Here is a 24,232-nt window from a genome sequence, read left to right on the forward strand (position 1 = left end):
CTCGTACTGGACGTACTTGGGTGATTCCGACAACGCAGCGAGTGTGCGTGCTGGGCGTCGCAGGCCAGGCGGGACTTTCGATACACGCCCTAGGGTCCGGTGGGCTCCGGGAGGCCGGGGCCCACGCCCGGTCCCGGCCTCCCGGAGCCGGGCGGCTGGGGGATCCGGGGGCCCCGGGGTACGGGGGTGGTGCGGTCAGGTCACCCGGCGGGCGCCGTGCTTCGACGCCCTCAGATGGGCCTCCGTCGGGAGCACCGCCAGGCCCGCCGAGTCACGGGCGCGGGCCAGCGTCTCGCCGGACAGCCGGGAGAGCGTCCGCGCGGGTGAGGCGTACGGCTCCAGTTGCAGCCGGATCCGGGCCTCGGGTCCGGCCCTGCGGCCCTTGAGGGTGACCCGGGCCCGGTGGACGCCGTCCAGGGACTCCGCCTCCCCCGCCAGGACACCCTCCAGGGCCCGGCCGTGCAGCAGCGCGCCCTCGCCGTCACGGCTGTCGACGAGGACTTCGGTCAGCCGGGCGCGGCGGAGCTGTGCGAGCAGCAGCCACAGCGCGAGCAGGACGAGGATCGCGAGGCCCGCGATGACGGAGGGCCACCACCAGCTCTCGTCGCGCCACCGCTCGCGGTCGGCGGTGCTCAGCAGGACGTCGTCGCGGCCGTCCCAGGGCCACCAGGAGGGCACCGAGAGGCCCGCACCCGCCGCGAGCACCCCGCCCCCTACGCACACCAGCACTACTCCGGCAAGGCCGAGCACCACACGATTGACGCCACGCAGCATCCGTCTCTCACCTCTTCTTCGCGGGCGGCCGGGTCACCTGCACGGTCAGCGCCGGGCTCCTGGCGAGGCCCAGCTCGGCGATGCCCGCGCCGAGCGCCTCGTCCAGATCGGCACGGACGTCGTCGAGTTCACGGAAGTGGGACCGGGCCCTCACCGAGACCTTGGAGCGCCCCACCCGGACCCGGGCGGACTGGACGCCGGAGACCTCCATCGCCCGGTCGCGCAGCACCAGTGCCGCCGCGTCCCGCGTCAGCCCCGCGCGTACGGAGGGCTCGTCCCGGCGCATCGGGAGCACCGAGCGCATTCCGGGGGTGGCCGCGATCACGATCAGACAGATCCCGAGAAGGGCGACGGCCGCGGCGACCACCAGCACCCAGGGTTCGTCGACCTGCCACTGGGCGAGGTCGTGCCCGAGGGAGCGCCGCCATTGCATGGCCGGCCGGTCCACCCGTACCGCCGCGATGTCGTACAGGAGGATGCCCGCGCCGCCGAGGACCACCAGCGCGAGCAGCGCGGCCGGCACCCGGCGGACGGACCAGAAGCGCCCCGCCCTGTGGCCGCTTTCGCCGTCGCGCTCCGGGACCGGTGCGTGCGAGGCCCCCGACGCGGACCGGTCCGGGTCGAGCACGGGCGCCGTCGGTTCGGACTCGGTCATCTGATCCTCCCCTGCGCCGCGCCGCGCGCGTGCGCCGAGTGCAGGCGTTCGACGAACACCGACACCTCGGGCACGTCCATGCCGGCCAGCGTCCTCACCCGTTCGGTGACCCGGTGCCGCACCGCGCCGCACTGTCCGCCGATGTCGGAGGGGTAGTCGAGTTCGAGGGTGATCCGGACCCGGGCGGCGTCGTGGTGCACGACGACCGTGGCATGGGGCGCGCTGCCGCCCCGGGGCACCGCGTCGAGCGCTTCCCGCGCTGCCTGTGCGGCGATCTTCGCCACGACCCGGTCGGCGATGACGGTCGCACCGCGGTCTCCGGCGGCGACACCGGGGGCGGAGCCGCCGCGTCCACCGCTCCGTTCACCGGCCACGCCGGGTCACCGCCGCCGGTCGCCGCGCTCGCGACCCCGGAAGAAGTCCCCGGCTTCGAGATCGCCCTCCAGGAAGCGGCCCACCACGAACCCGACCGCGCCGAGCGCGGCGACCAGCAGAAACGCGCCGAAGCCGCCGAAGTACCCGGCGAACCCGAGCGCCATGCCGGCCAGCAGGCCGACCACAGCCATGTTCATCGTGAACTCCTCCATCAGGACTGCCTGCGGGGACGGCCCGTGCCACCGGTGTGGCCCGTGCGGCCGGCCCCTCGGCTACTGGATCCGTGGCTCTTCCTCTTCCTCTTCCTCTTCGGGCAGCTTCACATCGCTGACCGCGATATTGACCTCGACGACCTCAAGTCCGGTCATCCGCTCGACCGCGGAGATCACGTTCTCCCGCACCGCGCGGGCGACGTCCGAGATCGAGACGCCGTAGTCGACGACGATCTCCAGGTCGAGGGCCGTCTGCACCTCGCCGACCTCGGCCTTCACTCCACGGGTGGCCTGGGATCTGCTGCCTCCCGGCACCCGGTCGCGTACCGCGCCGAAGGTGCGGGACAGCCCGCTGCCCATGGCGTGGACACCGAGCACATCGCGTGCGGCCAGTCCGGCGATCTTCTCGACGACGCCGTCGGCGATGGTGGTCCGGCCCCGGGAGCCGGGGTCCCCGCCGCCGCGCTTGCTCGTCGTCCTCCGGGGTTCGTTCCTGGGGGCCTCGGCCGAGCCGGACTCACCACCGGCTGTGTCGGTCCGGCTCCTGGGGGCGGTCTCACTCATCGCCTCGTCCTTTCGGGGCTGTACGGCCTTGCGGACAGTGCTGGAGTCCCCTCACGGGTGCCTCGGTGGATCCCGCCGGAGTCCGGTGCGGTCCGCAAGACACCCCCTAGCCCACATTAAGCGCGGATGCCCCGTCCCGCTCCGAACATGCGGCAGGCTGGAGCAGTGACCACTGCAGACGCGGTACGGAGACGGCTCGGCCTCGGCAGACTGCTTCCGCTGGGAGACCCCGGGGCCGGGGCCTGGCTGACCGAACAGTCGGCCGAAACCGTGCTGCGGCACGCGGCCGACGGCCTTCCCGGGGTGGAGCCCGGCAGGCTGCGGCTGGCGCTCGCCGACCCGGAATCGGTCGCCGCCCCCGCCGTACCGCCACCGCCGAGCGCCCTGCCGCCGGGTCCGCTGCGGATCGACGCCGACTTCGCGGCCGTGGGGCCGCGACCGCTGCCCGAGCTGGCGTCCGCGCTGCGGGAGACCCTCTTCACCGCGGCGGCGGACAGACTCGGACTGGTGGTCACCGAGGTCGATCTGCGGGTGACGGAGCTGCTCGACGCGCCCGCCGGGGTGCCCGGCGCCCCGCCGCAGGCTGCGGGAACAGCCGGGGCCGGAGGAACAGCCGGGGCCTCGGGGAGCACGGCGGGCGGGACCGCCGGGGAAGCCGACCGGGCGCGGCCGGACACCGCCGGTCCTGCCGCGGCACGGCCCGCCGAAACCGCCGATCCGGTCGCGGTGGCGGCGGCCGGGGCGCCCGGCGTCGCCGGTCTGACGGCCGTCCTGGGCGCTCCGGTGCATCGCGCGGCGGACCATGTCCGTGTCGAGGTGGCGGTGGCGCACGGCCACCGTCCGCCCGAGGTGGTGCGGGCGGTCCGCGAGGCGGTCTCGGCGGCTCTCGCGGACGGGCGCCCGGTATCGGTCCTGGTCACCGCCGTCGAGATCTGACCCCGAGCCCCGCTCCGGCCGGTGACGGTGCGGTCAGTCGCCGATGCCGGCCAGGTCCCGGAGCCTGCGTGCCTGCGCGGCGCGCTCGGCGGTGCGCTGCTCCTCGTACGTCCGGCCCGGCACGCCCTGGAGCAGGGCCTTCGTCTCGATGACCGCGTCGCGGGGCGCCGCGAGCAGCGCGGCGGCCAGGTCCCGTACCGCGGCGTCGAGTTCGTCACCGGGCACGACGAGGTTGGCGAGCCCGGTGCGCTCGGCCTCCTCGGCGTGGACGAAGCGGCCCGTGGCGCAGATCTCCAGCGCACGGGCGTATCCGACGAGCGACACCAGCGGATGCGTCCCGGTGAGGTCGGGGACGAGCCCGAGGCTGGTCTCGCGCATGGCGAACTGGACGTCCTCGGCCACGACCCGCAGATCGCAGGCGAGAGCGAGCTGGAATCCGGCACCGATCGCATGGCCCTGCACGGCGGCGATCGTGACGATGTCACTCCGCCGCCACCAGGTGAACGCCTCCTGGTACTCGGCGATGACGGCGTCCAGCTCCGCGTCGGAACCCCGTGCGAGATCGAGGAAGGACGGCTCGCCGTCGAATCCTTCCGGCGTGAACGCCTGCCGGTCGAGTCCGGCGGAGAAGGACTTGCCCTCGCCGCGCAGCACCACGACCCGCACCGTGCCCGGCAACGACCGTCCGGCATGCGTCAACGCCCGCCACAGAGCGGGGGATTGGGCGTTGCGCTTGGCCGGGTTGGCCAGTGTTACGGTGGCAACCGCGTTCTCGACGGTGAGCCGTACGCCGTCCTTGTCCAACACGAGATCACGTACAGGGTCACGGTCCTGTACGGAGTCACGGTCCTGCGCGGGGTCGGACGAAGTCATGGAGCGCCTCCGGTTCGGGTGCAGTCACTGCAGACTAGCTAAGCGACTGCACAGTAACCACCCGGCCGACCGTGACGACCGGCCGGGTGACCACCGTGAGAACCGGTGGACCGAAGGAGCCCTGACGTGCTGACCGACGCCAGACGTCCGGCATCAGGCCGATGCGGCCTTCTTGCCTCGTGTCGCCCCGCCGCGTCCCCGCAGCGTGACTCCGGACTCGCTGAGCATCCGATGGACGAATCCGTAGGAACGGCCGGTCTCTTCGGCCAGCGCCCGGATACTCGCACCGGAGTCGTACTTCTTCTTCAGGTCTGCCGCGAGCTTGTCGCGCGCGGCGCCGGTAACCCGGCTGCCCTTCTTCAGAGTCTCGGCCACCCGTGCCTCCTCATGGGAAGTGCGCTCTGGACTTCTCATGATCACCCCTTGTCGGCTTCCTGGCCACCCATTCGGCAAGGTCCATGGGACGACCTTTGCCGTGCGCGGAGCGCCCATCACGACCGGAATCCCTGATTCCGAGTGCAGGTGTCGGGCACGCCGGGCCATCGCCTCCGGAGAGTTGGCAGGTCAGGGGCTGTACGGAGAATCCGGCCGGGGGCGGCGCAGAAACGCGGGCGCTGCACCGAGTGCCACGCCGGGGTACGAGACGCTCTCACTCAGATGATGGATCACCCGTGGGCCGAATGATCCATACGGAGTGGATCACTCCCCGCCCCCGGGCCCCGCCGGAGCGGCCCCGGGAACGGCGCCGGAGACGGATGCGGAACGGCCCCGGACCGCCCCGGACCGCCTCGGGGCCCGTCAGGACAGGGTCCGCACGGTTCCGGCGGAACCGCCGCGGGCGATGCGGGGCACGCGGGTCCGGTCCGCGGGCTCGTCAGGCGAGGGCCACCAGGTCCGCGTAGTCCGCGCCCCACAGGTCCTCGACCCCGTCCGGCAGCAGAATGATCCGCTCCGGTTCCAGTGCCTCCACGGCGCCCTCGTCGTGGGTGACGAGGACGACCGCTCCCTTGTAGGTGCGCAGCGCGCCGAGGATCTCCGCTCGGCTGGCCGGGTCGAGGTTGTTGGTGGGCTCGTCCAGGAGCAGGACGTTGGCCGAGGAGACGACCAGGGTCGCCAGGGCGAGCCGGGTCTTCTCCCCGCCGGAGAGCACTCCGGCCGGCTTGTCGACGTCGTCGCCGGAGAACAGGAACGAGCCCAGCGTCTTGCGCACCTCGACCAGATCGAGGTCGGGCGCCGAGGAGCGCATGTTCTCCAGGACCGTGCGCTCGGGGTCGAGGGTCTCGTGCTCCTGGGCGTAGTAGCCGAGCTTGAGGCCGTGGCCGGGGGTGACGGTGCCGGTGTCGGGCTTCTCGACACCGGCGAGGAGCCGGAGCAGGGTGGTCTTGCCCGCGCCGTTGAGGCCGAGGATGACGACCCGGGAGCCCTTGTCGATCGCGAGGTCGACATCGGTGAAGATCTCCAGCGAGCCGTACGACTTGGACAGGCCCTCGGCGGTGAGCGGGGTCCTGCCGCACGGCGCGGGCTCGGGGAAGCGGAGCTTGGCGACCTTGTCGGCGGCCCGCACCTCCTCCAGCCCGGCGAGCAGCCGCTCGGCGCGCCTGGCCATGTTCTGGGCGGCGACCGTCTTGGTGGCCTTGGCCCGCATCTTGTCGGCCTGCGAATTGAGCGCGGCGGCCTTCTTCTCGGCGTTCTGGCGCTCGCGCCTGCGGCGCTTCTCGTCGGCCTCGCGCTGCTGCTGGTAGAGCTTCCAGCCCATGTTGTAGATGTCGATGACGGAGCGGTTGGCGTCGAGGTAGAAGACCTTGTTGACGACCGTCTCGACGAGGTCGACGTCGTGGGAGATGACGATGAAGCCGCCGCGGTAGGTCTTCAGATAGTCACGCAGCCAGACGATCGAGTCGGCGTCGAGGTGGTTGGTGGGCTCGTCGAGCAGCAGGGTGTCGGCGTCCGAGAAGAGGATGCGGGCCAGCTCGACCCGGCGGCGCTGACCGCCGGAGAGCGTATGGAGGGGCTGGCCGAGCACGCGGTCGGGCAGTCCGAGCGCGGCGGCGATGGTGGCGGCCTCGGCCTCGGCGGCGTAACCGCCCTTGGTGAGGAACTCCGTCTCCAGGCGCTCGTACCTCTTCATCGCCTTCTCGCGGGTGGCGCCCTTGCCGTTCGCCATCCGGTCCTCGTTCTCGCGCATCTTCTTCAGCACGCTGTCGAGTTCCCGGGCGGAGAGGATGCGGTCGCGCGCGAGCATGTCGAGGTCGCCGGTGCGCGGGTCCTGCGGGAGGTAGCCGACCTCACCGGAGCGGGTGATGGCGCCCCCGGCGGGGATGCCCTCGCCCGCGAGGCATTTGGTGAGGGTGGTCTTGCCGGCGCCGTTGCGGCCGACCAGGCCGATGCGGTCGCCCTTGGCGATACGGAAGGAAGCGGACTCGATGAGGACGCGCGCGCCGGCGCGCAACTCGATGCCGGAAGCGGTGATCACGGACAGACTCCAGGGCAAGCGGTACGGACGGCGGAAGGGAGGGCGCGCGAGACTTCGACGCCGTCTAATGCACGAGGAGAATGGCCATGGGGGCCAGTCTAACGGGGGCGTGCAAGTGGTTTCGCCGCCCGCGGGGGCGGGAGAGGTGTTTCCGGCGGGCCGGGGACGGGGCCACGGGCCCGGCCGCGAGGCGGGCCTGGGGTACGGCGCCGGGGCGTCCGTCACGCGGGAGCCGGGACGGACGGGACGGAACCGGTGGAAGCTGATCGACGGGGAACTGCCGGCGGTGTTCGTCTCCGACGGCGGCGAAACGCTCTCGGGCGTATCCGATCCGGACGAGGGCGTATCCGGCCTGGACGAGGAACGTCCACATCTGGCCGGACCCCGTCCTCCCGTCGGCGACCGGCTCGCCACACGGGTGCCGCGCCACGCCGGGTACCACGGCCACAACGCCCCCGCGGTCCTCTCCGGCATGCTGCTCGCCGCCCTGCTGATCACGCCCGTCCTCTGGCTGGGCCGGGACGGGCTGCCCGGCGCCGTCGCCTGGCTCCTGTGCGCTCCGGCCGTCTCGGTCCTCTTCGCCGGGGTGCGCAGCGGATTCCCCAGGGGCGCGCTCTCGGACGACCTGACGTGGTCCGAGCGCGAGGAAGGGGACCCGTCGATCCGGTGACCCGGCGGGGGTGACGCCCGCCGGGCTCGCTCACCGTCTCCGGACCGGCCGGCGGCGGACGGACCTACGCGCCGCCGGTGTGGACCTGGAACGCCGCTCGCCGGACGGCCTTGGCGAGCGCCGGGTCGGGGTGGGCCGCGGCGAGGGCGACCAGGACCTGGACCGTGCGGGGGTGGCCGCCGGAGCGGACCTCTTCGAGCAGTGCGGGGACCGTGCCCTGGACCGCGGAGTCCAGGTGGCGCAGCAGCAGTTGGGGCTCGCCGTGGTCCGCGACGGCCGCCGCGGTGTCCACCCAGAGCCAGGTGGCCTCCTCGCGGGTGAGCACATCGGCCGCGTCGTCGGCGTCGACCCCCTCGTACTCGGCGAGCCAGAGCAGGGCGTACGGGCGCAGTGTGGGCTCATCGGCGGCGGCCCGGACCTCGGCCTCGGCGGGGGCTCCGACGGCCCGCAGCGCCTCGAAGGCCAGGCCCCGCAGGAGGGCGTCCTCGCCGCGGGCGACGGTGAGCAGTTCGGCCACGGCGCTGGAGACCGTACGGGCGGCCAGCCAGGCGCGGTACTCGGCGCGGGCCGGGCCCGGGGTGAGGCGGGCGCAGCCGCGGAGCATGTCGTCGGCGGACTGCTCGATATTGCCCGCCGGGCTCTGGGCGGCGACACAGATCTGCTCCAGCTTGACCCAGACCGCCCAGTTGCCGAGGGGGGTGAGGGTGGCGGACCGGCCCCTGTCGAGCGTGAGCGCGCCGACGGCGGCCAGGCCGTCGAGGGCCCAGTCGAGCAGCCGGGAGACGGGGACGTCCGGCTCGGCGTCCGCCGTCCCGCCGCCGCCGGACACCACGAGCGCGGCCGGGCCGCCGGCGCGGGCGGCGGCGGTCCCGGTGGCGGGCAGGGAGGTTTCGGCGGCCGGACCGGACGCGTCCGGTCCGAGGGCGCCGGACCGGAGCACCGCCGCGTCGGGGGCGTCGGCCGCGGGCCCGGGCGCACCCGCGGCGGGCCGTGCACCGGTGTCCGGCACGGGTCCGGCGCCGGGCGGCGGGGCGGCTTCGGCCGGGGATCCGGGCTGCGCCTGGGGGCCGTACGGGACCTCGCAGCGCTCCTCGCGGAGTTCCGCGACCCGCTGCTCCAGCAGATCGAGCAGCGCCGGGACGAGCACCGGCCCCGCCGAGAGCTGGAGGAGGGAGAGCAGCTGGGGGACCGCTTCGACGACCTCGGCGACGGCGGTGGGCGCGGCATCGCCGGGGGCGGGGTGCGCCAGCGACCAGGCGTCGAAGAGGGCGACCCAGCCGCGGAGCACGGCCATGTCGTCGCGGTCCCAGGCGCGCAGCCGCCAGCCGGGGCGGGCGATGTCGCCGTGCAGTTCGACCAGTCCGGCGAGGCGGGCGCGGTCCCAGCCGGCGCGTACCTGGGCGGGGGTCAACTCCAGTGCGGCGGCGGCCCGTTCCTCCGCGCAGTCGGCGAGTGGGGCGGTGCTGGGGTCCCGGTCGACGGCGGCCCAGCGGGCGATCCGTACGGCGTCGGTGAGGACTTCTCTCGCCCGGCGGGCCAGTTCCGCGGGCGGAGGCGTGCCCTCGGGAGGCCTCGGGGCCGAACGGGTGCGCCGCGTCGTCACGGCCCTGCGGGCGCTGGCCAGCGGCCGCGGGCGGACGAGACGGAGTCTGGAGTTGCGCGCCAATTGCTCATCAGGCTTTCGGGACGTCACAGGGAGCAGTCTTCCCGTTGACGGCCCGAAAGCCCAAACGGAACCCTGCGGGCGGAAGATCGGCCGGATTCCGCACCCGCGGCGGCCGGGCGGCGCGGGGATCCGCGGGAGAGTCCGGCGCGGGCTAGAGCAGAGGGGTGAGAAAGCGGCGGAGCGCTTCCTCGTAACGCGCCGGGTCGGCGTTCCACATGGCCGCGTGCGGGGCGTCGAGGACCGTGTGGAGGGTGACGAGTTCCGGGCGGCCCGCGGCCAGCGCACGGGAGGGTCCCCAGGGGGCCAGGGTGTCGTCGGGGCCGTGGACGATCAGGGTCGGCACCCGTACGGCCTGTGCGTCGGCCATGGTGAGGAGCCGGCCGCCGTTGAGCCCCGCCCGGCCGCGGGCCGCTCTGGCGACGAGCGGCACCAGGGGCCCGGGAGTGTGGCGGGCCGCGGCCAGACCCCGCAGGGTCGCGTCCTTGTCGAGAACCGGGGAGTCGAGGACGAGGCCGCTGATCCGGTCGCGCAGCGCGGAGTTGGCGGCGGTGTGCAGTGCCATGGCCGCGCCGGTGGACCAGCCGAAGAGAACGACGCTCGCGGCTCCGCGGCCCACGGCGAAGCGGAGGGCGGCGTCGAGGTCCCGCCACTCGGAGTCGCCGAGGTGGCCGAGCCCGTCCGGGGGCCGGGGGGCGTCCGGGTCGCCCCGGTAGCCGAGGCCGAGCACGGGCACGCGTCTGCCGTGGAGAAACGGCAGGAGGTTCATGGGGTGTTCCCGGGTGGCGCCGAGCCCGTGCACGGCGATCACCCAGGTGTCGCGGGGGGCCGGCACCAACCAGGCGGGCAGCGGGCCGAGTTCGCCGGGGATGCTGACGTCCTCGTGGTCGATGCCGAGGGCGTCCGTGGGGGTGCCGGTGTGGAGCCGGGGGCTCATCCGGACGCGGGTGCCCGGCTCCAGGACGCCGTGGCCGACCTGCTCCAGCCTGCGGACCAGGGTGTCGGCGGGGTGGGAGACCCCTTCGAGGACGGGGCCGACGATCGCGTGCACGCCCGGGCCGTCGATCCCGTACGTGCCGGGGCGGCGGGAGGCGAGGCCCCGGGTGAGGGTCACCCGGCCGGCCGCGGTGGCGTGCACGGTGAGCCGGGGGTCTCCGGGGAGGGGTCGGCCGGGCGACGCCTTGAGCGTGGCGTCGCCCGCGTACCGGCCGGCCGCGACCGCGGCCGCGCCGACGCCTATCAGGGTGGTGACGGCCGCTGCCGTCGCGGTTACCGGGCGCATCCCCTCAGTGTCGGCACGGGCGCGGCACGCTGCCAGTGGACGGACGCCGGCCGGGTACCTCCGGGGGTGCCGGTGCGCCGCGCCTTCGGCGGCGCGCGGCCGGGTCCTCCCGGCGCCCGGGGCGGCATGGGCGGCCCGGCCCCGGGCCCCTCCCCCGACTCCGGCGGGCTCCGGAACACCGGGCTGGGAACACCGGGCGGCGGGCTCCGGAACACCGGCCGGAAACACCGGGCGCGGGCGGGGGCGCGGGGACCCGGGCCGCGGGTTCCGGATCGAACGCCCGGCATCGGATCCCGTGGCTCCTCCGGCCGTCCCGGCCGGCGTGATGACCCGGGCGGCGGATCACGGAAGCGCGGTGACGCGGATCACCATAAAATCCTACGAAAGCCACTTCCCGCCGGCTTCGACCTGCCACAACCGGAATCCCGGTCCCGGGGAAGCGGAAGCGGAAGGATGAGAACCGGTTGGAGACACCCTGAGTCCCGCCCCAGTTCACCTTCCGTTCACCCAGGTTACCTACGTTCGGCGGGCCACTGACCTCCAGAGATTGCCTGGGTAAATGGAACACATCACGCTGCTGCTCACGATCGTGATCGTGACAGCTCTCGTGTTCGATTTCACGAACGGTTTCCACGACACCGCCAACGCGATGGCGACGACCATCTCGACCGGCGCAATGAAGCCCAAGACCGCGGTGGCCATGTCCGCCGTGCTCAACCTCGTCGGCGCGTTCCTGTCGGTGGAGGTCGCGAAGACGATCTCCAGTGGCATCGTCAACGAGTCAGGCATCACCCCAGAAGTCATCTTCGCGGCGCTCGTCGGCGCCATCCTCTGGAATCTGGCCACCTGGCTGATAGGCCTGCCGTCCAGCAGCTCGCACGCCCTCATGGGCGGACTGATCGGGGCGACCATCGCTTCGGTCGGTATCAGCGGGGTCAACGGCGGCACGGTCGTCACCAAGGTCCTGATTCCCGCCGTCGCCGCGCCGCTGGTCGCCGGCATCGCGGCGCTCCTCGCCGCCAGGCTGACGTACCGCATCGGCCGCAAGACGGGCGGCAAGGGCACGGAGAAGGGCTACCGGGCGGGTCAGATCGCCTCGGCGGGTCTGGTCTCCCTGGCCCATGGCACCAACGACGCCCAGAAGACGATGGGAATCATCACGCTGGCCCTGGTCGCCGGCGGTGTGCTCTCCCCCGGCTCCAACCCTCCGATGTGGGTCATCGTCTCCGCGGGCGTGGCGATCGCGCTCGGCACCTACCTCGGCGGCTGGCGCATCATCCGCACCATGGGCAAGGGTCTGACCGACCTCCAGCCGCAGCAGGGCTTCGCCGCCCAGACCAGCGCGGCCAGCGTCATCCTCGCCTCCTCGAACCTCGGCTTCTCCCTCTCCACCACGCACTCCTGCTCGGGCGCCGTCATGGGCGCGGGCCTCGGCCGCAAGGGCGGAGTGGTCCGCTGGTCCACCGCCACCCGGATGTTCGTGGCCTGGGGGCTGACGCTGCCGGCCGCCGCGCTGGTGGCCGCGGGTTCCGAGTACGTGACCAAGCAGGGCGACTGGGGAGTGGCGGCCGTCGCCGTCTTCCTCATCGCCTCGTGCGCCGCGATCTGGCTGGTCTCGCGCCGCCAGGTCGTCGACCACACGAACGTGAACGACGTGCACCACGGCGACGGGCGCCCGGGCGCCGTCGACGCCGCCATCGCCCAGGACGACCTCAAGACCACCATCCCGTCCCCCGCTCCTTCGGCCCCCGAAGCGGGTCCGGCGAGCCGGGCCGCGGTGTAAGGACGGATCAGCATGAAAATCGACTGGGCAGCTCTCGGCTCCGTCTTCGGTGTGAGCCTCGTGTCGACCGTGGTGGTGGTGGGCTTCTTCGCCCTCGGCGTGGTCGCCCTCAGCAGGCAGGAGTCGGCAGCAGGCGGAGGCGGCGGCTCCGCGGCACTCGCCCGTACCGGCGCGTACGCCTGCTTCGCGGTCTGCGCCGCGGCGGTGGCGTACGGGATATATCTGATCATCACCTGACGGCCGCCGCCCAAGGACACTCCTCGCGCATCACCCCGTTCCCGCCGCAGGGCCGGGCACCCGAGTCGGGTGCCCGGCCCTGCGGCTGTCCGGATGTGGGCCTCAGCACACTGTCCCTCCGCAGGTCAAGGACAGGTTGACGGGTGTTCTCGGCGCATGGTGGACTTCCGGGGCCATCACGACGGAGGCAGAGGAAGCCGGTGCGAATCCGGCGCGGTCCCGCCACTGTGACCGGGGAACGACTCCCGGGAGCCAGGAACTCTCACCGTCGGACTCGTCGAACCAGGGCGCGGACACCCTGAGTGAGGACATATCGCCATGCGCGGCTGCGGTTCAGCTCCTGCCCCGAACACACCGAGAGCACCGAAGGACCTGAGGGCGCCGGGTACGGCACCGGGTTCGCCGTTCCCCCGAGGCGGGGCACCGGCCTGACCCATGCGTGCCGACCGAGTATTCGCGTACGGCTCCGCTCTCGGCCTCACCGGCGACCTGCTGCTCGGCGATCCGCGCCGGGGGCACCCCGTCGCCGCGTTCGGGCGGGCCGCGGGCGCCGTCGAGCGGGTCCTGTGGCGTGACCACCGGGGCTGGGGCGCGCTCCACACCGCCGTGTGCGCCGGAGGCGCCGCCGCCGGTGCCGCGCTCCTCGCCCGTGGGGCGCGCCCGAACGCGGCCGTGTCCCTGTCCCTGACCGCCGCCGCCACCTGGACCGTCGTCGGGGGTACGTCGCTGGGGCGCGAGGCCCGTGCCGTCGGCCGGGCGCTCGCCGCGGGCGACACGGCGGCGGCCCGTGAGCGGCTGCCGCATCTGTGCGGACGCGATCCGCACTCCCTGGACGAGCAGCAGATCGCGCGCGCCGTCGTCGAGTCCGTCGCCGAGAACACCTCCGACGCCGTCGTGGGGGCGCTGGTGTGGGGTGCGCTGGCCGGTGTGCCCGGGCTGGTGGGGTTCCGCGCGGTCAACACCCTGGACGCGATGGTGGGTCACCGATCGCCCCGCTACCGGCGGTTCGGCTGGGCCTCGGCCCGCCTCGACGACCTCGCCGGCTGGCCGGGCGCCCGCCTCACCGCCGTGCTGGCCGTGCTCGCGGGCGGCGACGCTCCCGGAGCCGTACGGGCCTGGCGGTCCGACGCGCACCGGCATCCGAGCCCCAACGCGGGCCCGGTCGAGGCGGCGTTCGCGGGAGCCCTCGGCGTACGGCTCGGCGGGACCCTCTCGTACGGCGGCCGGGTCGAGCACCGGCCCGTGCTCAACGGCGGGGGGCGCGCGGTGCGGATCACCGACATCGAACGGGCCGTCCGGCTGTCGCGCCGGGTCGGGCTGCTCGCGCTCGGCGCCTCCGTCGCCGGACGGCTGCTGCTCCGCAGGGCGGCACGCGCCGCGGGAACGGCGGGGGCGGCCGGAACCACGGGCACGGCAGCGGCTCCGCTCCACCGGGGCGGCGTGCGATGACCGGGCGCGGGGGCGGGCTCCTCGTCGCCGGCACCACGTCGGACGCGGGCAAGAGCGTCGTCACCGCGGGGATCTGCCGCTGGCTCGTACGGCAGGGGGTGCGAACGGCCCCCTTCAAGGGGCAGAACATGTCGCTCAACTCCTTCGTGACCCGTGACGGCGCGGAGATCGGCCGCGCGCAGGCCATGCAGGCGCAGGCCGCCCGCGTCGAACCGACCGCGCTGATGAACCCCGTCCTCCTCAAGCCCGGCGGCGACCGCAGCAGCCAGGTCGTCCTGATGGGCAGGCCCGTCGGCGAGATGAGCGCGCGCGGCTACCACGGCGGCCGGCAGGAGGCGCTGCTCGGGACGGTCGTGGAGTGCCTGGAGGAGCTGCGGCGCACGTACGACGCCGTGATCTGCGAGGGGGCGGGCAGCCCGGCCGAGATCAACCTCCGGCGCACGGACATCGTGAACATGGGGGTCGCCCGGGCCGGACGGCTGCCGGTGCTCGTCGTCGGGGACATCGACCGCGGCGGGGTCTTCGCGTCCTTCTTCGGCACCACCGCGCTGCTGAGCGCCGAGGACCAGGGGCTGGTCGCGGGGTATCTCGTCAACAAGTTCCGCGGGGACGTGTCGCTGCTGGAGCCCGGACTGGACATGCTGCGCCGGCTCACCGGGCGGCGGACGTACGGGGTCCTGCCGTACGCGGCCGGGCTCGGCATCGACGAGGAGGACGGGCTGCGCGTGTCCCTGCGCGGAGCCGTCCGCGAGTCGGTCGTGGCGCCGCCCGTCGGGGAGGAGATCCTGCGGATCGCGGTGTGCGCGGTGCCGCTGATGTCCAACTTCACGGACGTGGACGCCCTCGCCGCCGAACCGGGTGTGGTCGTGCGATTCGCCGACCGGCCCGAGGAGTTGACGGACGCGGATCTGGTGATCGTGCCGGGAACCCGGGGCACGGTCCGGGCATTGGACTGGCTGAGGAAGCGGGGACTGGCGGCGGAGCTTGTGCGCAGGGCGGCCGAGGGGCGTCCGGTGCTGGGGATCTGCGGCGGGTTCCAGATGCTCGGTGAGCACATCGAGGACGCGGTCGAGTCACGGGCGGGTTCCGTGACCGGTCTCGGACTGCTGCCCGTGCGGGTGCGGTTCGCGGCCGAGAAGACACTGGCGAGGCCGGCCGGCACAGCCCTCGGCGAGCCCGTGGAGGGATACGAGATCCACCACGGCGTCGCCGAGGTCCTGGGCGGGGAGCCGTTCATCACCGACGGCTCGGGACACGGCCTGGAGGGCTGCCGGGTGGGTGAGGTGTGGGGCACCCACTGGCACGGCTCATTGGAGAGCGACGGCTTCCGGCGGCAGTTCCTGAGACGGGTCGCGAGCGCCACCGGCCGGCGCTTCGTGCCCGCTCCGGACACGTCGTTCGGAGCGCTGCGCGAGGAGCAGCTGGACCGGCTCGGCGACCTCGTCGAAGAACACGCGGACACGGACGCGCTCATGCGGCTCATCGAGCGGGGCGCGCCCGTGGATCTTCCCTTCATCCCCCCTGGCGCGCCCAGTGGCCCCGGAGACCTTGGAGCACCCGCATGAGCACTGTGCTGTTGTTGTCGACCGCCGACACGGATCTGCTGGCGGCCCGCGCGTCCGGCGCGCCGTACCGCATCGGCAACCCGACCCGTGTGGATGCCGGGAGCGAACTGCCCGCGCTGATCGAGGGCGCGTCCATCGCGGTCGTACGGCTGCTGGGCGGCAGACGCGCCTGGGAGGACGGGCTGGCCGTGCTGCGGGAGTCGGGGATTCCGACCGTGCTGCTGGGCGGGGAGGCCGTTCCGGACGCGGAGTTGATGGCCGAGTCCTCCGTCCACGCGGGCGCGGTGGCCGAGGCACTGCGCTATCTCGTGGAGGGCGGCCCGGACAATCTCGTGGAGCTGGCCCGGTTCCTGATCCAGGACGTGCTGCGGACGGGGGCCGGGCGGGCCGGGGAGGCCCGCGAGAGGCAGAGCGCCGAGCCCCGGAGGATGCCCGCCTGGGGCGTGCACGGCTCCCGTGAGCGGCGGGAGGGGCTGCCGACGGTCGGGGTGCTCTTCTACCGCGCGCACGAGCTGTCGGGGAACACCTCGTTCGTCGATGTGCTGTGCGACCGGATCGAGGCCCGGGGCGCCAATGCCCTCCCGGTGTACGTCGGTTCGCTGCGGGACGCCGATCCGGAGCTGTTCGGGCTGCTGGGGACCGCGGACACCCTGATAGCGACGGTCCTCGCGGCGGGCGGGACCACCGCGTCGCGGGCGAGCGCGGGCGGTGACGACGAGGCGTGGGACATCGGCGCGCTCGCCGAGCTGGACGTGCCCGTCCTCCAGGGGCTCTGCCTCACCTCGTCCCGCCGCGCCTGGGAGGAGTCGGACGCGGCCCTCTCCCCCATGGACGCGGCGATGCAGGTCGCGATCCCCGAGTTCGACGGGCGGATCGTCACGGTCCCGTTCTCGTTCAAGGAGCAGGGCCCGGACGGCGTCCCGGTGTACACGGCGGACCCCGAGCGGGCCGGGCGCGTCGCCGGGATCGCGGTGCGCCACGCCCGGCTGAGGCACCAGGCGAACGCGGACAAGAAGGTGGCGCTCGTCTTCACCGCGTATCCGACGAAGCACTCACGGGTCGGCAACGCGGTGGGGCTCGACACGCCCGTCTCCGCCGTGCGGGTGCTCGACGCGCTCAGGGACGCCGGTTACCGGGTGGAGGGCCACCCGGACAGCGGGGACGAGCTGATCCACCGGCTCATCGGCGCGGGCGGCCACGATGTGGAGTGGCTGACCGAGGATCAGCTCGCCGCCGCGCCCGCGCGCGTGCCGCTCGCCGACTACCGGGCCTGGTTCGACAGGCTGGAGCCAAAGCTGCGGGACGCCATGCTGGAGCACTGGGGGGAGCCGCCGGGCTCGCTCTACGTCGACGGTGACGACATCGTGCTGGCCTCGCTCCGCTTCGGGAACGTCATCGTGATGATCCAGCCGCCGCGCGGCTTCGGTGAGAACCCGATCGCGATCTACCACGACCCGGACATGCCGCCCTCGCACCACTATCTGGCCGCCTACCGGTGGCTGGAGGAGTCGTTCGGGGCCGACGCGGTCGTCCACATGGGCAAGCACGGCACCATGGAGTGGCTGCCGGGCAAGGGGCTGGGTCTGTCGGCCGGCTGCGGCCCCGACGCGGTCCTCGGCGAACTGCCCCTCGTCTACCCGTTCATCGTGAACGACCCCGGCGAGGGCACCCAGGCCAAGCGCCGGGGCCACGCCACCGTGGTGGACCATCTGGTGCCGCCGATGGCGCGCGCCGACACCTACGGCGACCTCGCCAAGCTGGAACAGCTCCTCGACGAGTACGCGCTGGTCAGCGATCTCGACCCGGCGAAGGCACCGGCGGTGCGGGCGCAGATCTGGACGCTGGTGAAGGCGGCCGAGCTGCATCACGACCTGCGGGTCGAGGACCAGCCGGACGACGACGCGTTCGACGAGTTCGTCATGCACATCGACGGCTATCTGTGCGAGATCAAGGACGTCCAGATCAGGGACGGGCTCCATGTCCTCGGCGGCGGCCCCAAGGCGGAGGCCCGGGTCAATCTGGTGCTGGCCGTGCTGCGCGCTTCCCAGGTCTGGGGCGGCAAAGCGAACGCGCTGCCGGGCCTGCGGGCCGCCGTCGCCGGCCACTTCGGCCTGGTGGAGAAGGAGCTGCTCGCCGAGCCGGGCGCGCCCGTCAAGGTCCCGGACGCTCTCGTGTCACTGGTCCCCGGCCTGCCCGCGCGCACGGGCGCGGACGCGATCGATCTGCTGGAGCAGCTCTGCCGACGGCTGGCCGAGGGCATGGAGTCCCACGGCTGGGAGCCGGCCCGGGTGGGCCCCCTGGTCCGCCGGGTGCTGGAGACCGAGCTGCCGGACGCGGTGGCGGTGCTGGAGTTCGCCTGCCGGGAGGTCGTGCCCCGGCTGGCGCGGACGACGGACGAGATCGGCAACATCCTGCACGCGCTGGACGGCGGGTACGTCCCGGCCGGACCGTCCGGCTCACCGACGCGCGGCCTGGTCAACGTCCTGCCGACCGGGCGGAACTTCTACTCCGTCGACCCCAAGGCGATCCCGTCCCGGCTGTCGTGGGAGGTGGGCCAGTCGCTGGCCGACTCCCTGGTGGCCCGCTATCTCGCCGACACCGGCGCCTATCCCCGGTCGGTGGGCCTGACCGTCTGGGGCACCTCGGCGATGCGCACCCAGGGCGACGACATCGCCGAGATCCTCGCGCTGCTGGGCTGCCGCCCGGTGTGGGACGACGCGTCCCGGCGGGTGACCGGTTTCGAGGTGGTACCGCCCGGGGAGCTGGGCCGCCCGCGCATCGATGTGACGGTCCGGATCTCCGGCTTCTTCCGGGACGCCTTCCCGCATGTGGTCGGCCTGATCGACGATGCCGTACGGACGGTGGCCGAGCTGGACGAACCGGCCGACGTCAACTACGTACGGGCGCATGCCGACGAGGACACCGCCGGGCACGGCGACCGCCGCCGGGCCACGTCCCGGATCTTCGGTTCCAAGCCCGGGGCGTACGGAGCGGGCCTGCTGCCGCTGATCGACGCGCGGAACTGGACGTCCGACGCGGATCTCGCCGAGGTGTACGCGGTGTGGGGCGGCTACGCGTACGGGCGCGGGCTGGACGGGCGGGCCGCCCGCGGGGACATGGAGACGGCGTTCCGGCGGATCGCTGTCGCCGCGAAGAACGTCGACACCCGGGAACACGATCTCGTCGACGCCGACGACTACTTCCAGTACCACGGAGGCATGGTGGCGATGGTGCGCCATCTGACGGGCGGGTCCCCGGAGGCGTACGTCGGTGACAGCGCGACCCCCGACCAGGTGAAGACCCGCACGCTGGGCGAGGAGACGCACCGCGTGTTCCGGGCGCGGGTGGTCAACCCCCGCTGGATGAGCGCCATGAGAAGGCACGGCTACAAGGGCGCCTTCGAGATGGCCGCGACCGTGGACTATCTGTTCGGCTACGACGCCACGGCGGGGGTCGTGGACGACTGGATGTACGAGAAGTTGTCCGCGGAGTACGTCTTCGACCCGGAGAACCGGGACTTCATGAAGCGGTCCAACCCCTGGGCGCTGCGGGGCATCGCGGAGAGGCTGCTGGAGGCGGCCGACCGGGGGCTGTGGGCGGAGCCGGACGCCGCGACGCTGGAGCGGCTGCGGGAGACCTATCTCGAACTCGAAGGTGATCTGGAGGGGGACGCATGAGCACGCCTTACCCGTTCACGGCGATCGTCGGACAGGACGACCTCCGGCTCGCCCTGCTGCTGAACGCGGTGTCGCCCCGGGTCGGCGGGGTGCTGGTGCGGGGCGAGAAGGGGACCGCGAAGTCCACCGCCGTCCGGGCCCTGGCGGCGCTGGCACCGGAGGTCGCGGTCGTCGCCGGGTGCCGGTTCTCCTGCGATCCGGCCTCCCCCGATCCGGGGTGCCCGGACGGGCCGCATGAGACGGGCCCGGGGGTGGTCCGGCCCGCGCGGACGGTGGAGCTGCCCGTCGGCGCGTCCGAGGACCGGCTCGTCGGGGCGCTCGACATCGAGCGGGCGCTCGCGGAGGGCGTGAAGGCGTTCGAACCGGGACTGCTCGCGGACGCGCACCGGGGAATCCTGTACGTCGACGAGGTGAACCTCCTCCACGACCATCTGGTGGACGTCCTGCTGGACGCCGCGGCCATGGGCGCGTCCTACGTCGAGCGCGAGGGGGTCTCCGTACGGCACGCCGCCCGGTTCCTGCTCGTGGGGACCATGAACCCCGAAGAGGGTGAACTCCGGCCGCAGTTGCTGGACCGCTTCGGGCTGACCGTGGAGGTCACGGCCTCGCGGGAGCCGGATCAGCGGGTGGAGGTCGTCCGCCGCCGGCTGGCGTACGACGACGATCCGGCCGCCTTCGCCGACCGGTGGAACGACGAGGAGAGCGCGCTGAGGGCCCGGATCGCGGCGGCGCGGGCGCTGCTGCCGGAGGTCCGGCTCGGCGACGGCGCGCTGCGCCAGATCGCGGCCACATGCGCGGCGTTCGAGGTCGACGGGATGCGGGCGGACATCGTGATGGCCCGGACGGCCACCGCGCTGGCCGCATGGGCGGGGCGCGCGGACGTCCTCGCGGAGGATGTGCGGCAGGCGGCGCTGCTGGCGCTGCCCCACCGGCGGCGGCGCAATCCGTTCGACGCACCCGGTCTGGACGAGGACAGGCTGGACGAGACGCTGGAGGAGTTCGCGGGCTCCGGGGGCCCGGATGCGGCCGGAGCGTCCGGGGCCCCGGACGAGTCCCGTGAACCCGGGGAGCCCGATCAGCCCGATCAGCCCGGGGATTCCGGGGATTCCGGGGACGACGACGAGCCGGACCCCGGCGGCGGCGGGCAGCCGCTGCCGGACGGGCCCGAGGGGCCCGAGGGATCGTCGCCGGGCGGGACTCCCGCGGGGCCCGAGGGCGATGAGGAGGGCGGGCCTTCGGGTGGTGGCGGCGAGCAGCGGGCCGTCGGGGCGGGCGAGCCGTTCCGGGCGAAGACGCTGAGTGTGCCGGGCATCGGCGAGGGCGCGGCCGGCCGGCGCTCGCGCTCCCGGTCCGAGCACGGGAGGACGACGGGGGCGCGCCGCCCCCGGGGCGCGCTCACCAAGCTGCATCTGGCGGCGACCGTGCGGGCCGCGGCCCCGTATCAGCGGGCCCGGGGGCGCACGGGCGCCGGCCTGGTGGTGCGCCGGGACGATCTGCGGCAGGCGGTGCGCGAGGGCCGGGAGTCGAATCTGGTGCTGTTCGTGGTGGACGCGTCCGGTTCGATGGCGGCCCGACAGCGGATGAGCGCGGTCAAGGGCGCGGTGCTGTCGCTGCTTCTGGACGCGTACCAGCGCCGGGACAAGGTCGGTCTGGTCACCTTCCGCGGCCGGGACGCCGAGGTGGCGCTGCCTCCGACGTCCTCCGTGGACGCGGCGGCGGCCCGGCTCGGCCTTCTGCCGACCGGCGGGCGCACACCTCTGGCGGCGGGGCTGCTCAGGGCGCATGACGTCCTGCGGGTGGAGCGGATGCGCGATCCGTCGCGCCGCCCCCTGTTGGTGGTGGTGACCGACGGCCGGGCGACCGGCGGCCCCGATCCGGTGGGGCTGGCGTCCCGGGCGGCGCGGCTGCACGCCGCCGAGGGGACGGCCGCGATCGTCGTGGACTGCGAGTCGGGGCCGGTGCGGCTGGGGCTCGCGGGCGCGCTCGCCGGTGAGCTCCGGGGTGCCGCGGTGACGCTCGGCGAGCTGCGGGCGGACGCGATAGCCGGGCTGGTGAAGGACGTTCGTACGGCGGGCACCGGTTCCGCCCCGGGGCCCGGCAGGGGTTCGGGTTCCGCTCCGGGTCCGGGGCGGGGCTCAGCCTCCGCTCCGGGTTCGGGTTCGGGTAGTCGTACCGCAAGGAGGGCCGCGTAGTGCCACAGGGACAGCCGTCCGTCGTTCCGGACGACGGGCTCACCACACGTCAGCGCCGTAACCGACCGCTCGTCGTGGTGCACACGGGCATCGGCAAGGGCAAGTCGACCGCCGCGTTCGGGCTCGCGCTGCGGGCCTGGAATCAGGGGTGGCCGATCGGGGTGTTCCAGTTCGTGAAGTCCGCGAAGTGGAAGGTCGGCGAGGAGAACGCGCTGAGGGTCCTCGGGGCGTCCGGCGAGGGCGGCCCGGTGGACTGGCACAAGATGGGCGAGGGCTGGTCATGGGTCCAGCGCGACCGGCAGCTCGACAACGAGGAGGCGGCCCGCGAGGGCTGGGAACAGGTCAAGCGGGATCTGGCCGCGGAGTCGTACCGGCTGTACGTCCTGGACGAGTTCGCCTACCCCCTGCGCTGGGGGTGGGTGGACACCGCCGAGGTGATCTCGGTGCTGCGGGACCGCCCCGGTAACCAGCATGTGGTGATCACCGGACGGAACGCGCCGGAGGAACTGCTCGGCTTCGCCGATCTGGTGACCGAGATGTCGAAGGTGAAGCACCCGATGGACGCCGGCCAGAAGGGGCAGCGGGGCATCGAGTGGTAGCACGTCTCGTGATCGCCGCGCCCTGCTCGGGCAGCGGCAAGACCACCGTCGCGACGGGCCTGATGGCGGCCTTCGCCGCGTCGGGGCTCGCCGTGTCCCCGCACAAGGTGGGGCCCGACTACATCGACCCGGGCTATCACACGCTGGCGACGGGCCGGCCGGGCCGCAATCTGGACGCCTTTCTGTGCGGTACGGAACTGATGGCCCCGCTGTTCGCGCACGGTGCGGCCGGGTGCGACGTGGCCGTGGTCGAGGGGGTGATGGGGCTGTACGACGGCGCGGCGGGCGCCGGTGAGCTGGCCTCGACCGCGCAGATCTCCCAGCTGCTGCGGGCGCCGGTGGTGCTGGTCGTGGACGCGTCCTCCCAGTCGCGGTCGGTGGCGGCGCTGGTGCACGGCTTCGTCTCCTGGGACCCCGGGGTCCGGATCGGCGGGGTGATCCTCAACAAGGTGGGCTCCGACCGGCACGAGGAACTGCTGCGGGAGGCACTGGAATCGGTGGGGGTCCCGGTGCTGGGGGCGCTGCGCCGGGGCGCCGCCGTGTCGACACCGTCCCGGCATCTCGGCCTGGTTCCGGTGGCGGAGCGGGCGGCGGACGCGGTGGCCTCCGTACGCGCGATGGGCGAGCTGGTACGGCGCGGGTGCGATCTGGAACGGCTCCTGGCGCTGGCGAGGTCGGCTCCCGAGGACACGGCTCGGCCCTGGAGCCCGGACGGGTGTCTCCGGGCTGCCGCCCCGCTCCCCGCTCCGCAGCCGCCCGCGCGGGGAGCGAGCCCCTCGCGGGGTGCCGCGACCGGCCCCGGTTCCCGGACTCCGCAGGGGCCGGACGATCCCGCTGCCGCCGGAGGGACGACCGGCCTCCGGGGCGGGCGGGCACCGGGCCCCGACCGGCGTCCGGGGCCCGGTGGTCCGGGGGCACGGCGCCCCGTGATCGCCGTCGCGGCTGGAGCGGCGTTCACGTTCTCGTACGCCGAGCAGCCGGAGCTGCTCCGCGCGGCGGGCGCGGAGGTCGTCCGGTTCGACCCCCTGCGGGACGAGGCGCTGCCCGACGGCACGGGCGGGATCGTCGTCGGAGGCGGGTTCCCGGAGGTGTACGCGCCGGAGCTGTCGGCGAACGAGCCGCTGCGGAAGGCGGTAGCCCGGTTCGCGCGCGCCGGCGGGCCCGTCGCCGCCGAGTGCGCCGGACTGCTGTATCTGGCGCGCTCGCTCGACGGGCAGCCGATGTGCTCGGTGCTGGAGGCCGACGCCCGGATGGGTGAGCGGCTCACGCTCGGGTACCGGGAGGCGGTCGCGGTCACCGACAGCTGCCTCGCGCCGACGGGGACCCGGCTGCGCGGACACGAGTTCCACCGGACCGTGATCGAACCCGGGGCGGGGCCCGGCCCCGCCTGGGGCCTGCACCGCCCGGAGCGCCGTACCGAAGGGTTCGTACAGCAGGGCGTGCATGCGAGTTATCTGCATACGCACTGGGCCGCGGCGCCCGGTGTCGCCCGTCGATTTGTGGAGAGGTGCACACGATGAGCAGGCTGATCGGCGTCGGAGTGGGGCCCGGTGACCCGGAGTTGGTGACCGTCAAGGGCGTACGCGTGCTGCGTGAGGCCGATGTGGTCGTCGTGCCCGTGATGGAGGGCGGCGAGCGGGGGCGCGCCGAGGCGACGGTGCTGCACCATGTGGGCGCGGACCGGGTGGTACGGGTGGTGTTCGCGCTCAACGAGCGCACCGACCGGGCCCGGCGCGAGGCCGCGTGGGACGCGGCGGGCGCGCGCGTGGCGGAGCTGCTGCGGGACCGGGGCACCGTCGCGTTCGCGACGATCGGCGATCCCCATGTGTACTCGACGTTCACCTATCTCGCGCAGACGATCGGCGAACTGGTTCCGGGGACCGTGGTGGAGACCGTGCCCGGTATCACCGCGATGCAGGATCTCGCGGCCCGCAGCGGCGCGGTCCTGGCGGAGGGCACCGAGCCGCTGACCCTGGTGCCGGTGACCGCGGGGGCCGCCGTGCTGAAGCAGGCGCTGGAGGGGTCGGGGACGGTCGTGGCGTACAAGTTCGGACGGCTGGCGGCGGAGGTCGCGACGGCCCTGCGGGAGACCGGCCGCACCGGGGACGCGGTGTGGGGGTCCGCGCTCGGGCTGCCCGGCGAGTCGATCCGCGGGGCGTCGGAGATGGACGGGCTCGCCGGCCCGCTGCCGTATCTGTCGACGCTGATCGCGCCCGCGCCGCGCGACGGCGGCAGAGGCGGCAAGCTGTGAGG

21 protein-coding genes and 1 riboswitch are annotated in these 24,232 nt (G+C 73.8%); of the genes, 11 read left to right on the forward strand and 10 right to left on the reverse strand.

Annotation, left to right across the window (positions count from 1 at the left end; all coding sequences use genetic code 11):
- Positions 1-195: 195 nt before the first annotated feature.
- From amaP to ACFYT4_RS15145, 5 genes are all read right to left on the reverse strand, one after another.
- A complete protein-coding gene (gene amaP / locus ACFYT4_RS15125) occupies positions 196-774 on the reverse strand; it encodes an alkaline shock response membrane anchor protein AmaP (protein ID WP_389268390.1) in 579 nt (192 codons plus the stop codon).
- A gap of 7 nt (positions 775-781) precedes the next feature.
- Positions 782-1,429 carry a DUF6286 domain-containing protein gene (locus tag ACFYT4_RS15130; RefSeq protein WP_389268392.1) on the reverse strand — a complete coding sequence of 216 codons (648 nt, stop codon included), beginning with the start codon at positions 1,427-1,429 and terminating at the stop codon, positions 782-784.
- Positions 1,426-1,803, reverse strand: a complete 378-nt coding sequence (locus tag ACFYT4_RS15135; RefSeq protein ID WP_389268394.1) for a hypothetical protein — start codon at positions 1,801-1,803, stop codon at positions 1,426-1,428. Before ACFYT4_RS15135 ends, ACFYT4_RS15130 begins: the two co-directional genes overlap by 4 nt.
- A 6-nt stretch (positions 1,804-1,809) precedes the next feature.
- Entirely contained in the window at positions 1,810-2,001 is a 192-nt protein-coding gene (locus ACFYT4_RS15140) for a hypothetical protein (protein ID WP_389268396.1), read from the reverse strand.
- A 75-nt stretch (positions 2,002-2,076) separates the two neighbouring features.
- Entirely contained in the window at positions 2,077-2,580 is a 504-nt protein-coding gene (locus ACFYT4_RS15145; RefSeq protein WP_389268398.1) for an Asp23/Gls24 family envelope stress response protein, read from the reverse strand.
- A 147-nt stretch (positions 2,581-2,727) separates the two neighbouring features.
- Between ACFYT4_RS15145 and ACFYT4_RS15150 the strand changes: the two genes are divergently transcribed.
- Positions 2,728-3,516 carry a hypothetical protein gene (locus ACFYT4_RS15150; RefSeq protein WP_389268400.1) on the forward strand — a complete coding sequence of 263 codons (789 nt, stop codon included), beginning with the start codon at positions 2,728-2,730 and terminating at the stop codon, positions 3,514-3,516.
- A gap of 33 nt (positions 3,517-3,549) precedes the next feature.
- Here ACFYT4_RS15150 and ACFYT4_RS15155 read toward each other — a convergent pair whose 3' ends face one another.
- From ACFYT4_RS15155 to abc-f, 3 genes are all read right to left on the reverse strand, one after another.
- On the reverse strand, positions 3,550-4,389 hold the full coding sequence (locus ACFYT4_RS15155) for an enoyl-CoA hydratase/isomerase family protein (protein ID WP_389268402.1): 840 nt from the start codon (positions 4,387-4,389) through the stop codon (positions 3,550-3,552).
- A 153-nt stretch (positions 4,390-4,542) separates the two neighbouring features.
- The gene (locus ACFYT4_RS15160) at positions 4,543-4,764 is read right to left on the reverse strand and encodes a helix-turn-helix domain-containing protein (protein WP_006123601.1); all 222 of its coding nucleotides are present in this window, start codon (positions 4,762-4,764) and stop codon (positions 4,543-4,545) included.
- A gap of 499 nt (positions 4,765-5,263) precedes the next feature.
- Positions 5,264-6,862: a ribosomal protection-like ABC-F family protein gene (gene abc-f / locus ACFYT4_RS15165; RefSeq protein ID WP_389268404.1), complete on the reverse strand. Its 1,599-nt coding sequence runs from the start codon at positions 6,860-6,862 to the stop codon at positions 5,264-5,266.
- Between the two features lie 286 nt (positions 6,863-7,148).
- Here abc-f and ACFYT4_RS15170 point away from each other — a divergent pair, with 286 nt between their 5' ends.
- Positions 7,149-7,532 (forward strand): hypothetical protein, encoded by a 384-nt coding sequence (locus ACFYT4_RS15170; RefSeq protein WP_389268406.1) that lies wholly within the window; start codon positions 7,149-7,151, stop codon positions 7,530-7,532.
- Positions 7,533-7,596: 64 nt separating this feature from the next.
- On the opposite strand, the gene ACFYT4_RS15175 is transcribed toward ACFYT4_RS15170, so the two are convergent.
- Both ACFYT4_RS15175 and ACFYT4_RS15180 read right to left on the reverse strand, forming a co-directional pair.
- The gene (locus ACFYT4_RS15175) at positions 7,597-9,225 is read right to left on the reverse strand and encodes a hypothetical protein (RefSeq protein WP_389268408.1); all 1,629 of its coding nucleotides are present in this window, start codon (positions 9,223-9,225) and stop codon (positions 7,597-7,599) included.
- 124 nt (positions 9,226-9,349) lie between these two features.
- On the reverse strand, positions 9,350-10,477 hold the full coding sequence (locus ACFYT4_RS15180; protein ID WP_389268410.1) for an alpha/beta hydrolase: 1,128 nt from the start codon (positions 10,475-10,477) through the stop codon (positions 9,350-9,352).
- A 559-nt stretch (positions 10,478-11,036) separates the two neighbouring features.
- On the opposite strand from ACFYT4_RS15180, the gene ACFYT4_RS15185 reads away from it, so the two are divergent.
- The 9 genes from ACFYT4_RS15185 to cobI all read left to right on the forward strand — a co-directional run bounded on the left by ACFYT4_RS15185 (position 11,037) and on the right by cobI (position 24,230).
- Positions 11,037-12,260, forward strand: a complete 1,224-nt coding sequence (locus ACFYT4_RS15185; RefSeq protein WP_389268412.1) for an anion permease — start codon at positions 11,037-11,039, stop codon at positions 12,258-12,260.
- Positions 12,261-12,272: 12 nt separating this feature from the next.
- Positions 12,273-12,497, forward strand: a complete 225-nt coding sequence (locus ACFYT4_RS15190; protein ID WP_389268414.1) for a hypothetical protein — start codon at positions 12,273-12,275, stop codon at positions 12,495-12,497.
- A 142-nt stretch (positions 12,498-12,639) separates the two neighbouring features.
- Positions 12,640-12,780, forward strand: a riboswitch (cobalamin riboswitch).
- 152 nt (positions 12,781-12,932) lie between these two features.
- Positions 12,933-13,946, forward strand: a complete 1,014-nt coding sequence (locus ACFYT4_RS15195; protein ID WP_389268416.1) for a cobalamin biosynthesis protein — start codon at positions 12,933-12,935, stop codon at positions 13,944-13,946.
- Positions 13,943-15,511 carry a cobyric acid synthase gene (locus tag ACFYT4_RS15200; protein ID WP_389268418.1) on the forward strand — a complete coding sequence of 523 codons (1,569 nt, stop codon included), beginning with the start codon at positions 13,943-13,945 and terminating at the stop codon, positions 15,509-15,511. Before ACFYT4_RS15195 ends, ACFYT4_RS15200 begins: the two co-directional genes overlap by 4 nt.
- The gene (cobN, locus tag ACFYT4_RS15205) at positions 15,508-19,188 is read left to right on the forward strand and encodes a cobaltochelatase subunit CobN (RefSeq protein ID WP_389268420.1); all 3,681 of its coding nucleotides are present in this window, start codon (positions 15,508-15,510) and stop codon (positions 19,186-19,188) included. The genes ACFYT4_RS15200 and cobN overlap by 4 nt, the downstream gene beginning before the upstream one ends.
- Positions 19,185-21,380, forward strand: a complete 2,196-nt coding sequence (locus ACFYT4_RS15210; RefSeq protein ID WP_389268422.1) for a putative cobaltochelatase — start codon at positions 19,185-19,187, stop codon at positions 21,378-21,380. The genes cobN and ACFYT4_RS15210 overlap by 4 nt, the downstream gene beginning before the upstream one ends.
- Positions 21,380-21,979: a cob(I)yrinic acid a,c-diamide adenosyltransferase gene (gene cobO, locus ACFYT4_RS15215; RefSeq protein ID WP_389268424.1), complete on the forward strand. Its 600-nt coding sequence runs from the start codon at positions 21,380-21,382 to the stop codon at positions 21,977-21,979. Before ACFYT4_RS15210 ends, cobO begins: the two co-directional genes overlap by 1 nt.
- Entirely contained in the window at positions 21,973-23,499 is a 1,527-nt protein-coding gene (locus ACFYT4_RS15220; protein ID WP_389268426.1) for a cobyrinate a,c-diamide synthase, read from the forward strand. Before cobO ends, ACFYT4_RS15220 begins: the two co-directional genes overlap by 7 nt.
- A complete protein-coding gene (gene cobI, locus ACFYT4_RS15225) occupies positions 23,496-24,230 on the forward strand; it encodes a precorrin-2 C(20)-methyltransferase (protein WP_389268428.1) in 735 nt (244 codons plus the stop codon). The genes ACFYT4_RS15220 and cobI overlap by 4 nt, the downstream gene beginning before the upstream one ends.
- The last annotated feature ends 2 nt before the right edge of the window (positions 24,231-24,232 follow it).

The organism is Streptomyces sp. NPDC004609 (genome assembly GCF_042873655.1).
Lineage (GTDB): Bacteria > Actinomycetota > Actinomycetes > Streptomycetales > Streptomycetaceae > Streptomyces.

Bases quoted from the DNA above. Each gene is read 5' to 3' on its own strand.
- cobN (WP_389268420.1), top strand. From the start codon at position 15,508: ATGAGCACTGTGCTGTTGTTGTCGACCGCCGACACGGATCTGCTGGCG.
- ACFYT4_RS15155 (WP_389268402.1), bottom strand. From the start codon at position 4,389: ATGACTTCGTCCGACCCCGCGCAGGACCGTGACTCCGTACAGGACCGT.
- ACFYT4_RS15145 (WP_389268398.1), bottom strand. From the start codon at position 2,580: ATGAGTGAGACCGCCCCCAGGAGCCGGACCGACACAGCCGGTGGTGAG.
- ACFYT4_RS15140 (WP_389268396.1), bottom strand. From the start codon at position 2,001: ATGAACATGGCTGTGGTCGGCCTGCTGGCCGGCATGGCGCTCGGGTTC.
- amaP (WP_389268390.1), bottom strand. From the start codon at position 774: ATGCTGCGTGGCGTCAATCGTGTGGTGCTCGGCCTTGCCGGAGTAGTG.
- ACFYT4_RS15190 (WP_389268414.1), top strand. From the start codon at position 12,273: ATGAAAATCGACTGGGCAGCTCTCGGCTCCGTCTTCGGTGTGAGCCTC.
- cobI (WP_389268428.1), top strand. From the start codon at position 23,496: ATGAGCAGGCTGATCGGCGTCGGAGTGGGGCCCGGTGACCCGGAGTTG.
- ACFYT4_RS15180 (WP_389268410.1), bottom strand. From the start codon at position 10,477: ATGCGCCCGGTAACCGCGACGGCAGCGGCCGTCACCACCCTGATAGGC.
- ACFYT4_RS15195 (WP_389268416.1), top strand. From the start codon at position 12,933: ATGCGTGCCGACCGAGTATTCGCGTACGGCTCCGCTCTCGGCCTCACC.
- ACFYT4_RS15185 (WP_389268412.1), top strand. From the start codon at position 11,037: ATGGAACACATCACGCTGCTGCTCACGATCGTGATCGTGACAGCTCTC.
- ACFYT4_RS15210 (WP_389268422.1), top strand. From the start codon at position 19,185: ATGAGCACGCCTTACCCGTTCACGGCGATCGTCGGACAGGACGACCTC.
- ACFYT4_RS15130 (WP_389268392.1), bottom strand. From the start codon at position 1,429: ATGACCGAGTCCGAACCGACGGCGCCCGTGCTCGACCCGGACCGGTCC.
- ACFYT4_RS15200 (WP_389268418.1), top strand. From the start codon at position 13,943: ATGACCGGGCGCGGGGGCGGGCTCCTCGTCGCCGGCACCACGTCGGAC.
- ACFYT4_RS15150 (WP_389268400.1), top strand. From the start codon at position 2,728: ATGCGGCAGGCTGGAGCAGTGACCACTGCAGACGCGGTACGGAGACGG.